Origin of the sequence: Arthrobacter oryzae, assembly GCF_037911235.1 — a bacterium.
In the GTDB taxonomy this organism is placed as follows: Bacteria; Actinomycetota; Actinomycetes; order Actinomycetales; family Micrococcaceae; genus Arthrobacter; species Arthrobacter oryzae_E.
In genome coordinates this window covers 370,474-382,252 of the sequence record NZ_JBBLYW010000065.1, presented here as the reverse complement: position 1 = coordinate 382,252, position 11,779 = coordinate 370,474, and the positions used below count along the sequence as shown (strand labels likewise).

Annotated in this window: 16 protein-coding genes and 1 tRNA gene; 10 read left to right on the top strand and 7 right to left on the bottom strand. The window is 65.9% G+C overall.

Annotated elements, in window-relative coordinates; genetic code table 11:
- Positions 1 to 78: 78 nt before the first annotated feature.
- Both WMN78_RS18750 and WMN78_RS18745 read left to right on the top strand, forming a co-directional pair.
- Positions 79 to 510 carry an SRPBCC domain-containing protein gene (locus tag WMN78_RS18750; protein ID WP_340535254.1) on the top strand — a complete coding sequence of 144 codons (432 nt, stop codon included), beginning with the start codon at positions 79 to 81 and terminating at the stop codon, positions 508 to 510.
- A gap of 81 nt (positions 511 to 591) precedes the next feature.
- On the top strand, positions 592 to 768 hold the full coding sequence (locus WMN78_RS18745) for a hypothetical protein (RefSeq protein WP_340535253.1): 177 nt from the start codon (positions 592 to 594) through the stop codon (positions 766 to 768).
- 41 nt (positions 769 to 809) lie between these two features.
- On the opposite strand, the gene WMN78_RS18740 is transcribed toward WMN78_RS18745, so the two are convergent.
- A complete protein-coding gene (locus tag WMN78_RS18740; RefSeq protein ID WP_340535252.1) occupies positions 810 to 1,241 on the bottom strand; it encodes a LapA family protein in 432 nt (143 codons plus the stop codon).
- A gap of 296 nt (positions 1,242 to 1,537) precedes the next feature.
- Positions 1,538 to 1,610 (bottom strand) — tRNA-Arg (locus WMN78_RS18735).
- 223 nt (positions 1,611 to 1,833) lie between these two features.
- On the opposite strand from WMN78_RS18735, the gene WMN78_RS18730 reads away from it, so the two are divergent.
- The 5 genes from WMN78_RS18730 (at position 1,834) to WMN78_RS18710 (ending at position 5,602) form a co-directional block, all read left to right on the top strand.
- Complete coding sequence (locus WMN78_RS18730) at positions 1,834 to 2,412, top strand: single-stranded DNA-binding protein (RefSeq protein ID WP_340535251.1); 579 nt, start codon at positions 1,834 to 1,836, stop codon at positions 2,410 to 2,412.
- 64 nt (positions 2,413 to 2,476) lie between these two features.
- On the top strand, positions 2,477 to 3,037 hold the full coding sequence (locus WMN78_RS18725; protein WP_340535249.1) for a DUF6993 domain-containing protein: 561 nt from the start codon (positions 2,477 to 2,479) through the stop codon (positions 3,035 to 3,037).
- Between the two features lie 73 nt (positions 3,038 to 3,110).
- Positions 3,111 to 4,793 (top strand): energy-dependent translational throttle protein EttA, encoded by a 1,683-nt coding sequence (gene ettA, locus WMN78_RS18720; protein ID WP_305941317.1) that lies wholly within the window; start codon positions 3,111 to 3,113, stop codon positions 4,791 to 4,793.
- Positions 4,794 to 4,931: 138 nt separating this feature from the next.
- Positions 4,932 to 5,243, top strand: a complete 312-nt coding sequence (locus WMN78_RS18715) for a hypothetical protein (protein WP_340535248.1) — start codon at positions 4,932 to 4,934, stop codon at positions 5,241 to 5,243.
- A complete protein-coding gene (locus WMN78_RS18710) occupies positions 5,240 to 5,602 on the top strand; it encodes a hypothetical protein (protein ID WP_340535246.1) in 363 nt (120 codons plus the stop codon). The genes WMN78_RS18715 and WMN78_RS18710 overlap by 4 nt, the downstream gene beginning before the upstream one ends.
- Before the next feature lie 35 nt (positions 5,603 to 5,637).
- On the opposite strand, the gene WMN78_RS18705 is transcribed toward WMN78_RS18710, so the two are convergent.
- Together WMN78_RS18705 and WMN78_RS18700 are read right to left on the bottom strand one after the other, a co-directional pair.
- The gene (locus tag WMN78_RS18705; protein WP_340535244.1) at positions 5,638 to 6,339 is read right to left on the bottom strand and encodes an alpha/beta hydrolase; all 702 of its coding nucleotides are present in this window, start codon (positions 6,337 to 6,339) and stop codon (positions 5,638 to 5,640) included.
- A gap of 241 nt (positions 6,340 to 6,580) precedes the next feature.
- Positions 6,581 to 7,561 (bottom strand): acyl-CoA thioesterase II, encoded by a 981-nt coding sequence (locus WMN78_RS18700; protein WP_340535242.1) that lies wholly within the window; start codon positions 7,559 to 7,561, stop codon positions 6,581 to 6,583.
- Positions 7,562 to 7,624: 63 nt separating this feature from the next.
- Between WMN78_RS18700 and WMN78_RS18695 the strand changes: the two genes are divergently transcribed.
- Together WMN78_RS18695 and WMN78_RS18690 are read left to right on the top strand one after the other, a co-directional pair.
- Positions 7,625 to 8,284 (top strand): hypothetical protein, encoded by a 660-nt coding sequence (locus WMN78_RS18695; protein ID WP_340535240.1) that lies wholly within the window; start codon positions 7,625 to 7,627, stop codon positions 8,282 to 8,284.
- Between the two features lie 39 nt (positions 8,285 to 8,323).
- Entirely contained in the window at positions 8,324 to 9,031 is a 708-nt protein-coding gene (locus WMN78_RS18690) for a Pr6Pr family membrane protein (RefSeq protein WP_340535238.1), read from the top strand.
- Between the two features lie 13 nt (positions 9,032 to 9,044).
- On the opposite strand, the gene WMN78_RS18685 is transcribed toward WMN78_RS18690, so the two are convergent.
- Positions 9,045 to 9,500: a globin gene (locus WMN78_RS18685; protein ID WP_340535237.1), complete on the bottom strand. Its 456-nt coding sequence runs from the start codon at positions 9,498 to 9,500 to the stop codon at positions 9,045 to 9,047.
- A gap of 2 nt (positions 9,501 to 9,502) precedes the next feature.
- Positions 9,503 to 10,171: a mechanosensitive ion channel family protein gene (locus tag WMN78_RS18680; protein WP_340535235.1), complete on the bottom strand. Its 669-nt coding sequence runs from the start codon at positions 10,169 to 10,171 to the stop codon at positions 9,503 to 9,505.
- 114 nt (positions 10,172 to 10,285) lie between these two features.
- Between WMN78_RS18680 and WMN78_RS18675 the strand changes: the two genes are divergently transcribed.
- On the top strand, positions 10,286 to 11,293 hold the full coding sequence (locus tag WMN78_RS18675) for an NAD-dependent epimerase/dehydratase family protein (protein WP_340535234.1): 1,008 nt from the start codon (positions 10,286 to 10,288) through the stop codon (positions 11,291 to 11,293).
- Here WMN78_RS18675 and WMN78_RS18670 read toward each other — a convergent pair.
- Positions 11,290 to 11,769, bottom strand: coding sequence for an OsmC family protein (locus tag WMN78_RS18670; protein WP_340535233.1), 480 nt, complete (start codon positions 11,767 to 11,769; stop codon positions 11,290 to 11,292). The two genes, WMN78_RS18675 and WMN78_RS18670, sit on opposite strands and share 4 nt — an antisense overlap.
- Between the last annotated feature and the right edge of the window lie 10 nt (positions 11,770 to 11,779).

The window sequence follows — 11,779 nt, the reverse complement described above, 5'->3', positions numbered from 1 at the left end:
GCATCGCGGCGCCGGGCCTTTGCCTTTCCTTAACACAACCGGTGGCCGCGCGTAGTGTCGTGCCAAGGAGGCACTCACATGGAAGATCAGATCAAGGACGCCCAGGCATCGGTGCTCGTGGCGGCACCGCGGAGCCGGGTGTGGCAGGCGCTGACCGATCCGGACATCGTCAGGCAATATTTCCTCGGCACGGAGGTGGCCACTTCGTGGCGGGTAGGCGAGCCCGTAACCTTCGCCGGGGAGTGGAAAGGCAAGAGCTATAGGGACAAGGGCATCGTGCTGGAAAACCGGCACGAAGAACTGCTGCGCATCAGCCACTACAGCCCGCTGACGGGGCTGCCGGATGAGCCGGAGAACTATCACACCGTGGAGTACCGGCTGGACGAAAGCGCGGACGGCACCCGGGTCACCATCACTCAGGGGAACAACAAGAGCGACTCAGAGGCTGAGGAGTCTGCGAAGCTCTGGGACATGGTGCTGGGGAACCTCAAGGAACTGTTGGAGCGCTGAGGTTCCTAGCCTGTTGGCACGGCCGCGGGCGCCGCCGTGCGAGTCGTCGACAAGCGAGTCGTTCGCGACTAGCTTGGGCACATGACTGAGATTCCAGATGAAGACGGCACCGCGCGCGGCGACGACGGGACGACGCGGCCGGCGGATGAGGCAGGACGGGACACAGTCGCCGGCGACCTGGCCGCAACGATCGAACCCGATATCGCCGGGATGGATGACACCCCCGAAGGGCACCGGGGCGACGTAGACCACGGCTGACGCAGCCTGACGCAGCCTGGCGCCGACGGCGCTGTTGGTGCTTAGCGGACCCGCTGCGCCAGGACGCGGCGGCGGTGGGCCGCGGCACGCAGTTGGATAATCCTTGCGGCCCCGGCGACAGCCACGAGCACCCCGCCACCCACAGCCGCGATGAACAGTGCGATGCCCAGCGGCACCGCGCCCTCGAGCCCGAAGTACCTGACCTGGACGTAATCCTGGTTCTGCAGGATGAAGACGATCAGGAGCACCATCACCGCCAGCGCGGTGGCTACGGCCGCCCAGACCATGCCCGCACGTGTCACATGCCGGTCATCGGGCGACGTCGTCGCAGTTGGAGCCGGTGCCGCTGGTGCCGGTGCCGGTGCAGCAGGCTGAGTCGGTACGCCTTGGGCAGGCATCGCCTGGGCCGGTCCGGGGTGGGGTGCTGACGCGTCTGTTTCGTGCGGCTCGTAGTCCGGTGATTGCTGAGTCATTCGGTCCATCCTCTCCGAGGTGATCCACCGTGGCGGAAGGTGCGGCGCCAACGCCACTTCAAAATGAGTCGGCGCCGCCCTCAAATCATAAGCATGCTTATCGTGAATAGCTTGCAGAAGGGTGCTGTCCCGCCTCCGGCATGTCAGTTAACACTGTCCTCCGGAGACTGTCGCCTGGAAAGGAGGAGGCGGCATGGCACGTCCCGCCTCCGTTGGAGGCCTCGAACCTGGCCGTCGGCAGGATGGACAAAGCGGCCCCCGCTGCTGTGCGCAGGCGGGAGCCGCTTCCTGTTGTGTGCCCCAGGAGGGAATCGAACCCCCGACCGGCGGATTAGAAGGCCGCTGCTCTATCCCCTGAGCTACTGGGGCACGTGGGCGCGTCCGGTCCATTCCGGCGGCGCCTAGAAAAGTTTACAGTGCCACGCCCCTTCGGTCAGTCAGCCTGTTTCCGGGCGTTTTGACTCGTCCCCAACATCCGGACTTCATCGGGAGTTTTGCACATAACGAAAGCCGCTCCTCGCTCCCTGGCCCTGGCGGCGTAAAGCTGAAGATGCCTGCTAGGGCACCATCATTTTCGAGACAGGAAACCAAGATGACTGACACCATCACTGTCCGGGGCTTCGTTGCCACGGAGATCAAAAGTTCCACCACACCCGGCGGAGTGCCCACCGCATCGTTTCGGCTTGGCTCCACCGACCGGCGTTACGACCGCGCGTCCGGCACGTGGGTGGACGGCAACACGAACTGGTTCACCGTGCAGGGCTACCGACAGCTGGCCGGCAATATGGGCTGCAGCATCAAGAAAGGCCAGCGCGTCATCATCGTGGGCCGGCTCAAGATGCGGAGCTGGGAAAAAGACGGCCGGATCCACTATGTTGCCGAGATCAACGCCGAGTCAGTGGGCCATGACCTCATGTGGGGCTCCGCCAACTTCATCCGCATGGCCGGAAACTCCGCCCAGCCCGGTATGGGGCAGGGACAGCAAGGCTCCGTGTCCGGGACACAGGACGGCATCGGGCCGGGTACTGAAGACCCGGAGGACGCCGGAGACGGCCGCGAGGAAGACGAAAGCGACGACCCCGCAGCTGACGGCACCTTCGTTGACGACGAAAACGGCGACGTGTTGGAGCTCGATCCGGTGACCGGCGAACTTACCGGGGCCGCCGCCTGAACATACCCGCTATGCCGCGAGTGCGGCACCGTCCCCCTGCGGTGCCGCATGGCAGAATGGCACAGTGATCCGAGCAGAGACTCCCCAGCAACAGTACGGTCGCCAGTCCGGAACGCGGTACCGCGGAATCGGACAGCGTGTACGCGGCGCCTCCGCCCTGCTCATGGCGGCGTCCGTGATCGCGGCCGGCCTCGCCGGCTGCACCGGAACGGGCTCCGGATCCTGGGTGCCCTCTTCACAGCCTGTGGCCGCTGTGCCCGGATCACCCTCGGCGCAGCCGGCAGCACCGGCCGGGTCCTCTGCCGCTCCGGCCGCGGGGCAGCCGGAACTTGACGCCGCGACTGCCCGCTTAAGTGAAACCGTTGGTAATGCTCTCCGCGGAGTCGCCGCAGCCAACCCTAAGCCGGGGCAGGAACAGGTGGCGGCGGCGCTGACGGGGGCCGGAATACCCGCCGGTTCACTGCAGGTGTCGGCGGGCCGCACGCCCACCGGCCTGGAGGTCGACGCCATTGAGGCGGCCGCCCTGCAGGGTGAGGATTGCGTAATCGGCCAGATCCGCGAAGGAACTGTAGTGGTCACCGTCCTTCCCGTCCTCGCAACCGGGCAGTGCTTCGTGGGCGGCTGACCCTGAACCGGACCATCGTCGAATGCCGGTCGCGAATGTGAGTTAAGCCCGCCGACCCACTAGATTTGGAACCATGGCGGAATTTATCTACACAATGACCAAGGCCCGAAAGGCCGTTGGCGAAAAACTTATTCTCGACGACGTAAGCATGTCCTTCTTTCCGGGGGCCAAGATTGGTGTTGTTGGCCCCAACGGTGCCGGTAAGTCCACCATCCTCAAGATCATGGCCGGCCTGGACACTCCCTCCAACGGTGAGGCACGGCTCAGCCCTGGCTACACGGTAGGCATCCTCCTCCAGGAGCCGCCGCTGAACGAGGAGAAGACTGTCCTGGGCAACGTCCAGGAAGGCGTGGGCGAGATTTACGGGAAGATCCAGCGCTTCAACGAGATCTCCGAGGAAATGGCCAGCCCCGATGCTGACTACGACACCCTTCTGGAGGAAATGGGCCACCTCCAGGAAGCCATCGACGCCGCCGACGCCTGGGACCTCGACTCCCAGCTTGAGCAGGCAATGGATGCCCTACGCTGCCCGCCGGCCGATGCTGACGTCACCCTCCTCTCCGGTGGTGAGCGCCGCCGTGTTGCGCTGTGCAAGCTCCTGCTGCAGAAGCCGGACCTTCTGCTTCTCGACGAGCCCACCAACCACCTCGATGCCGAAAGCGTTCTCTGGCTGGAGCAGCACCTGTCCAGCTACGCGGGCGCCGTCCTGGCCGTCACTCACGACCGGTACTTCCTGGATCACGTGGCCGAGTGGATCGCGGAAGTGGACCGCGGCCACCTCTACCCGTACGAGGGCAATTACTCCACGTACCTGGAGAAGAAGCGCGCCCGCCTTGAAATCCAGGGCAAGAAGGACGCCAAGCAGGCAAAGCGACTCACTGAAGAACTCGAGTGGGTCCGCTCCAACGCCAAAGGCCGCCAGACCAAGTCCAAGGCCCGCCTCGCACGCTACGAGGAAATGGCCGCAGAGGCTGACCGCACCCGGAAGCTCGACTTCGAAGAGATCCAGATTCCGCCGGGACCCCGGCTCGGAGGCCTGGTGCTCGAAGCCAAGAACCTGCAGAAGGGCTTCGAGGACCGGACCCTCATCGACGGACTCTCCTTCACGCTTCCGCGCAACGGCATCGTCGGCGTGATCGGCCCCAACGGCGTCGGCAAGACCACCCTGTTCAAGACGATCGTGGGCCTGGAACCGCTCGACGGCGGCGACCTGAAGATCGGCGACTCGGTCAAGATCTCCTACGCCGACCAGAGCCGCGGGGGCATCGATCCCAACAAGTCCTTGTGGGAGGTTGTCTCGGACGGCCTCGACTACATCCAGGTGGGCCACGTCGAAATGCCGTCCCGTGCCTACGTAGCGGCGTTCGGATTCAAGGGCCCGGACCAGCAGAAGAAGGCAGGTGTCCTCTCCGGCGGTGAGCGCAACCGCCTGAACCTGGCGCTGACCCTCAAGCAGGGCGGCAACTTGCTCCTCCTTGACGAACCAACCAACGACCTGGACGTCGAGACGCTCAGCAGCCTCGAAAACGCACTGCTGGAATTCCCCGGCTGCGCCGTCGTGGTGTCGCACGACCGCTGGTTCCTGGACCGGGTAGCCACCCACATCCTTGCCTACGAAGGTGACGAGGAAAACCCGTCCAAGTGGTACTGGTTCGAAGGCAACTTCGAGTCGTACGAAGAAAACAAGGTGGAGCGCCTCGGCCCGGATGCGGCCAAGCCGCACCGCGTCACGCACCGCCGCCTGACCCGCGACTAGGCTCCAGCGCCAACCCGGGCCACGCTAAAGGCCGGTTCCGCGAAATGAACTGCTCCCCGAAAGTTGGACTGAGAAATCAGTTCTGACTCTCGGGGAGCAGTTTTATGCACGCAGCTGGAGTTTCAGTCTCCGCCGGGCGTGCAGCAGGTCCTGCTGAACGTGGTGGGTCCGGGTTACGGCGTCATCCACCGTGTGGAGGTCAGCCAGGGAAGCTGGTTTGCGGACGACGACGAGCGGCGCCTCGCGCCGGCGGTCGTCGTTCGGAGGGCTTCTACAATGCCGCCGGCCGCCCGGACCTGGTCACCAACCCCGAAGGTGCAGCTGCGAAGCTTCGGGGCAACGTCACGGCGCACCTTCGTGGCTGTCCGGGTCAAGGTGATCGACGCGATACGTTCTAACCCGTTCGCCCTTGAGCCGGCTGCTTCCAGACTTCGTATAATTCTGGCATGACAGAAGCTACGGACAATGTTGACCGTTTTTTCGACCGCTATGCAGCCGCCCTGCTGGCCCGCGACGCCAAGGCAATCGCAGGAATGTACGCCGTTCCGTCGCTCATTCTGTTTCCCGGCGAGTCGATCCCTGTCAGCGACGCCGGGCAGACCGAGGCGTTCTTCGCGTCGGCGTGGGGCCAGTATGAGGGCGTTGAATCCGTGGAGAAGAGAGTCGACATCATGGCCGAGGGGCCGGGAAGCGTGTGGGCTGATGTCACCTGGTCCTATAACGGCGGCGAGCCCCGGGAGCGGTTTTGCTATCAGCTCGTCGAAAAGGCGGGCGGCTACCAGATAGCGGTCCTTACACCGCTCCGGTGACGCCGGCCGGGCAGGATCTTTCCGCTGACGATGGCCTAGTGACGGTCGACGGCGGCGAGGATCGCCGCGCTGAGGTCGGCGGGCCTGGTGAACTGCGGCCAGTGCCCGGTGGGTAGGTCGACGTATTCCACGTCGCGGATGCGCGCCAGCTCCGCGACGTAGGGGTGGCCGGCCGCAATCCACTCCTTCAGCAAGGAAACAGGGAACTCGCAGGCAATGACCGTGGCCGGGACGTCGTAGCGGCGCTCATCGTGGAGATGCTGCGGGTCGTAGGCGACGCCTTTCGGCTGCGGGACGGCGCGTTCGCGGAACATGGTCCGAAGCCCGTCGTCCAGGTCCGTAAGGTCGGCGTCGTCGAAAACGTCCCACGGCGGCAGCGGCACCTCGTCGCCGTCCGCGGGAAGCTCGTTGTTGATGACGCCGCCCTCGCCGAGGGGTCCGCTGTCAACGTAGATCGCGCGGACGACGCGGTCCGGCCGCGCGTCAACGGCACCGTGGATGATGGCCCCGCCGCCGGAGTGGCCGACAAGAACCGCCGGCTGATCCAGGCCGTCGAGGACGGAGACGACGGCGTCGATGTGCTCGCGCAGCCCGATGCCTGCGCGCGGCGCGTCGGGCGACTCCAGGCCCGGCAGCGTCAGGGGGAGTGGCCGATGTCCGGCGGCGGCGAGCGGCGGGGTGACCTCAGACCAGGAGGAGGCGTCCAACCAGAAACCGGGAACCAGGATGATGTCCATGGGCAGTACCCTACTTCATCCGTCTCTACGCCTGTCCCGGCCACGTCCCCCGGCAGTAAGATCGGGCGGCTGGGAGAAGGGCAGCGAAATCCGGTTCATCGGCACGGACGAGAAAGGGGCGCTCGGCGGAATGAACGGGCCCACCGCAACTCTTACCAAGGCGGCCAAGGCACTCGTGCCCCGAACCTGCTGAACCGAGAGTTCGCCGCAGATGCACCCATGGAAAACTCGCGGGACCCGGCTAGTCCTTCCCGGCTTTGCGCATCTGGTGCTGGAGGACCTTCGTCTGGAAGGCGCCCACCACCTTGTTCTTGAGGTCGGTCGGAACCCGGACCATGCCCTCCTGGGCCACCGTCGCGACGTGGTGCCCGTCCCGGCTGAAGATTTTTCCGGTGGCCAGCCCGCGGGCGCCCTGGGCACTCGGGGATTCCTGCACGTATAGCAGCCATTCATCGACGCGCACCGGCCGGTGCCACCACATGGCGTGGTCGAGGCTTGCGACGCTCATGCCGGGCGTGATCCAGCTCAGTCCGTGTTTGCGCAGGATGGATTCCAGCAGCGTGTAGTCACTGGCATAGGCCAGGGCCGCGCGGTGCGTGTTGGGGTCGTCCGGCATCGGTCCGAAGGTCTTCATCCAGACGGCATTGCGGGATTCCCTCTCACCGTTGGCCGAAACGTACAGCGGCGGGTCCACGTGCCGGATATCGAAGGGACGCTCGTAGGCCCAGTGCCGGGCCACCGGGTGGTCGAACTTGCCCAGGAGGTCCGCCGTGCTGGGCAGCGACTCGGGATCGGGTATGCCCTCGGGCATGGGGGACTGGTGGTCGATTCCCTCATCTTCCTCCTGGAAGGAGGCAATCATGGACAGGATCGGCATTCCGTCCTGGTACGCGTGGACGCGGCGCGCCGAGAAAGAACGGCCGTCCCGCAACCGCTGGACACCGAACGTGATGGGCTTGTTGGCGTCGCCCGGGCGGAGGAAGTATCCATGCATGGAATGCACGCTGCGCGCGGGATCAACGGTCCGGTTTGCGGCGATGAGTGATTGCGCCAGGACCTGGCCGCCAAAGACGCGCTGGCGCGGCTGGCGCTGGGAAGGACCCATGAAGATGTCCTCGTCGGTCCGGGCACCCTCAAGCTCACCGAGATCCAGGAGTTCAATGAGGGAGGAGGTGGGGTCCTGCGTCGGTGGCCCCTGCAGTCCGGCATCGGCTTCAGTCATGGTTCGACTCTAGACGTCCCTCCGGCGCCGTCCCAAAGAGGCACAGCCGGTAGAGTCGATATTGTGTCTGACGTCCTAACCCAGCCCCTGCAATTTACCGATCCCCGCGACCTTGCGGATCTGCGCACCTTTGCCACGCGCGCCAAGGCAGTCGACGACGGCGCCATCCGCCTCCAAGCGTCCGGCCCGGTGCTCGCCGCCTACGTCTGCGTGCTGCGCCCCCGTCTGCTGGGGGAGGCCACGCCGACGATCCTCGGGCTGCGGACCATGGCCCTGGCGCAGCCGGCGGAGACCGACGTCACCGTCCCCATTTCGGCGGTGCTGGACCGGCTCGCCCGGGCAGGGGAGAACGACGTCGAACTGCCGCTGCCGCCCATGACTGTCACCGAATCGTGGGCCGGCGTCGGCGCGCCGCGCACAGGCTGGGAGCCCGTCGCCACGCTGCCCGACGCTGCGCTGCGCCAGGCCGCAGAAGCAGGCATCACGGAGATCGCCGCCATCATCCCGGACAAACCCGGCGCCCTGATCGTCAACAACGCCCGGGCCACAGTCTGGGGCCGGGAACTCCCCGGAGCTGCGGGGCTCCCGCTGGGCGCGGCCTTCGCGGCCCTTACCCTCGGATTCCTCGCCGACGGCGAACAGCAGCTCTACCGGGCGGGGCGCTGGTTCCGGCTCAGCGGATCCCGCGGACACGTCCTTGTCCGCACCGGGTCGGGACTTTAGGACCTCCCGCCGGCCGTTACGGGCTGACATAGTGAGCGCATGAGCGTCGTCGCTACTCTGGTTCCCCCGATCGAGCGCCACCCCGGCTTCAACGATGCGCTGCATCCCGACCGCGCCTGGATCCGCCTGCTCCGCCTTGCGGTCGGCGTCTTCGTGCTGGTCGCCCTTGTCCGGAAGACGTACGACGCCACCCTTCCGGGCAGCGATGTGGACATCGGCCAGCTCTATTCGGAATTCACGGTCCAGTCGAACCTCGTCCTGGGGCTGGTCCTTGTCGTTTCCGCGGCACGGACGCGGGCGCGGCTGCCGGAGTGGTGGGACCACCTGCTGGGCGCACTCACGTTCTATCTGCTGATGACAGGAATCATCTACGCAGTCCTCGTCGCCCCGCCGGACGAGCCGTGGTGGAGCTGGGACATGTACTGGCCCCAGCTGGCACACCACCGCCTGGCTCCGCTGTTCATGGCGTTCGACTGGCTCCTGGTTACAAAGACCGTCCCCGGCAAAGGGTGGCGGCCCCTCGCATGGCTCATCTACCCGTCCGCCTTCCTCATCTACTCCTGGATACGCGGGGCGATCGATGGCTGGTACGTGTACGACTTCCTCGATCCGACGCTCGAGGGCGGCTGGCCGGCCGCGTTGATGACGACGGCGCAGGTGCTTGTGGCTTTCCTTCTGATTGCCGTGCTGGTGCATTTTGGCGGCAACGCCCGCGCCGCGCTCGCGACGCGGCGGAAGCGGCGCTGATTGGGGATAGTCCTCAGGCGTCCGAGGGGCTGTTCACCATGGACAGCGCAGCGCGCTCCATGTAATCCCAGAGGGTGCCCTCGTAAAGTGGCGGCAGTTCCAGCGCGTCCACTGCCGTGCGCATGTGGTGCAGCCACCGGTCCTTCGCCTCGGGAGTGACGCGGAACGGCATGTGGCGCATGCGCAGGCGGGGGTGTCCGCGTTCCTCCCCGTAGGTCGTGGGGCCTCCCCAATACTGCTCAAGGAACATCAGGAAACGCCGCTTGGCCGGTCCCAGGTCCTCTTCCGGGTACATCGGCCGCAGCAGCGGGTCTGCGGCCACGCCGTCGTAAAAGACATCGATGAGCTTCACGAAGGTCTCGTGGCCGCCCACGGCGTCATAGAAGTTGTCCGTGTACCCGGGCTGCGTGAAGGGATCGTTCTGCATCAGCATCTTGGGCTGGCGCTGTTCAGGGGTTGGCATGCTCATGGTTACTCTCCGGCCTTCTGCTGGGGTGCGGATTGGGGCTCGGCCACAACCGTGGCGTCGTCGTCCACCGGCGCCACGTAGTTTCCCTGGGAGCGGTTGCCCACCCGCAGGATCTCACCGTTGCGCAGGTACCAGATGGCGCCGTCGTCCGAGCGGACGCGGGTGATGCGGAGTCCCATGGACTCCACCGTGCCCACCACCTCGCTGGTCTCAATGACATCCCCGATTCCGTACTGGTCCTCGATCGTGATGAAGATGCCGGCCAAGAAGTCGCGGATGAGCTGCTGCGCGCCGAAGCCGATGGCGACACCCAGGATGCCCACGCTGGTCAGGAGCGGCGCGATGTCCACGTCCAGGTTCTTGAGGACGTACATGATGGTGATCACGGCGATGAGGACACCCGCCACGCTGTTCAGCAGGGAACCGATGGTCCTGGCCCGCTGGACGCGGCGCTCGTGGTCCAGGGCGCGAAGGGCAGGTGCCACCCAGCGGAAGTGCGGTTTCTTGAAGAACGTAGTGCCCGCGGCCACGCTCTTGGTGATTCCAACAATCACAAAGGAAGCTATGAGCCAGATCGTGACGCCCACTCCGATGCTGATCACGATTCCGGCGGCGTTGATGTCAGAGACGTCTGGTGCCGCGGGTGTGGTGATCGTCGACATGATGTACATCGGCTGGGATGCTCCTTACTGCTTATCGGCTTCCGCCGGAGCTGCCGGGCGTTCTCGTTCGCCGGGCGCATAACACTCTGTTCACCTTCAACACTAGCGCCGTAGCGTGGCTGCATGCGCATCCTGGTTCTTGGCGGCACAGCCTTCCTGTCAGCCGAAATTGCCCGGCAGGCAGCCGCCGCGGGCCACGAAGTGACCTGTCTTGCCCGGGGGTTGGCGGTCCCTCCGCCTGAAGGAAGCACCTGGCTGCGCGCGGATCGCACCACCGGGCACCAGGCCTATGAAGAAGCGGAAGGGGACTGGGACGCCGTCGTCGATGTGGCCCGTGACCCGGAGCAGGCCAGGGAAGCGCTGGAGGCGCTGTCGCCGAGGACCGCGCACTGGACCGTGGTGTCGAGCTGCTCAGTGTATGCCGATCATTCGTTGACGGGAGCGGACGAGGACGCAGCTTTGTTACGTCCGCTCGCACGGGGCACTGCCCTGTCCCCGGAGAACTACGGCGAGGCGAAATCGGCGATCGAACAGTACGCCACATCCATTGCCGGCGGGAAAGCTCACCTCTGCCGGGCCGGACTGATCGGCGGTCCCGGAGACGGTTCGGACCGCTACGGCTACTGGCCGGCCCGGTTCTCCCGTGACGCGGAGCCGGTCATTGTTCCGGCCATCGGCCCCAGTGCCACGCAGGTCATCGACGTCCGGGACCTCGCCGCATGGGTGCTCACAGCCGCCGGACGGGGGATTACCGGCGCCCTGAACGCGGTGGGAGGCGGTGTAGGGTTCGATGACTACCTGGCTGAATCCCAGCGGCAGGCTAACTACGTTGGCCGCGCACTGGCAGTGCCGGAAGACTGGCTGGTTGCCCGGGGGATCGGTTACTGGGCGGGCCCGGATTCACTGCCCCTCTGGCTCCCGCCGGGGCGTGACGGTTTTGCCGCCCGCTCCAACGACGCCGCCTTGGCGGCAGGCCTCAGGCTGCGCCCGTGGCAGGACACGCTCCGGGACACGCTCGACGACGAACGCCGCCGCGGCCTGGACAGGGACCGGAAGGCCGGACTCAGTCCCGAAACCGAGCGGCGGCTCCTCGACGAATTCCTTCGCGGAACAATTCCTGCCCGCAGTTAGGCCTCCTGCACCTTGGCCGCGGGTTCGTGAAGGACGGGAAAGTTCACGCTCCGGGCAATAAAGCAGACCTTGTTCGCCTCCTCGTGCAGCTGGTCCATGAGGGCGGCGTCCACGGCGGCCGCAACGGTCACCTCGGGCCGGAGCGTGGCGGACTCGAACTGGCCGCTGCCGTCGCGGTTGGTCCGCATCAGGGCTTCGGCGCGGTCCTCATAGGCCGTCACCACCACGCCGTGCTTCACGGCCACGTGGAGGAAGGAGAGCATGTGGCACTGCGACAGGGCGGCCAGCAGCAGCTGTTCGGGGTTGTACCGCGTCCTGTCCCCGTGGAAGGTGGGATCCGCGGAACCTTTGAGGACGGGAAGTCCGGGGATTTCGATATCGTGGTCGCGGGAGTATCCCCGGTACGTCGACGTTCCGTCTCCCCGGTTCCCGGTCCAGCGGACGGTCACGGCGTAGCGGTGCTCATCAAGGGCCATGAAACCGCTC

What these genes read in the sequence shown, in the direction of transcription:
- WMN78_RS18675 (WP_340535234.1), top strand. Translation starts at nt 10,286, where the DNA reads ATGCGCATCCTGGTTCTTGGCGGCACAGCCTTCCTGTCAGCCGAAATT.
- WMN78_RS18745 (WP_340535253.1), top strand. Translation starts at nt 592, where the DNA reads ATGACTGAGATTCCAGATGAAGACGGCACCGCGCGCGGCGACGACGGG.
- WMN78_RS18740 (WP_340535252.1), bottom strand. Translation starts at nt 1,241, where the DNA reads ATGACTCAGCAATCACCGGACTACGAGCCGCACGAAACAGACGCGTCA.
- ettA (WP_305941317.1), top strand. Translation starts at nt 3,111, where the DNA reads ATGGCGGAATTTATCTACACAATGACCAAGGCCCGAAAGGCCGTTGGC.
- WMN78_RS18730 (WP_340535251.1), top strand. Translation starts at nt 1,834, where the DNA reads ATGACTGACACCATCACTGTCCGGGGCTTCGTTGCCACGGAGATCAAA.
- WMN78_RS18700 (WP_340535242.1), bottom strand. Translation starts at nt 7,561, where the DNA reads ATGACTGAAGCCGATGCCGGACTGCAGGGGCCACCGACGCAGGACCCC.
- WMN78_RS18670 (WP_340535233.1), bottom strand. Translation starts at nt 11,769, where the DNA reads ATGGCCCTTGATGAGCACCGCTACGCCGTGACCGTCCGCTGGACCGGG.
- WMN78_RS18750 (WP_340535254.1), top strand. Translation starts at nt 79, where the DNA reads ATGGAAGATCAGATCAAGGACGCCCAGGCATCGGTGCTCGTGGCGGCA.
- WMN78_RS18705 (WP_340535244.1), bottom strand. Translation starts at nt 6,339, where the DNA reads ATGGACATCATCCTGGTTCCCGGTTTCTGGTTGGACGCCTCCTCCTGG.
- WMN78_RS18690 (WP_340535238.1), top strand. Translation starts at nt 8,324, where the DNA reads ATGAGCGTCGTCGCTACTCTGGTTCCCCCGATCGAGCGCCACCCCGGC.
- WMN78_RS18710 (WP_340535246.1), top strand. Translation starts at nt 5,240, where the DNA reads ATGACAGAAGCTACGGACAATGTTGACCGTTTTTTCGACCGCTATGCA.
- WMN78_RS18685 (WP_340535237.1), bottom strand. Translation starts at nt 9,500, where the DNA reads ATGAGCATGCCAACCCCTGAACAGCGCCAGCCCAAGATGCTGATGCAG.
- WMN78_RS18680 (WP_340535235.1), bottom strand. Translation starts at nt 10,171, where the DNA reads ATGTACATCATGTCGACGATCACCACACCCGCGGCACCAGACGTCTCT.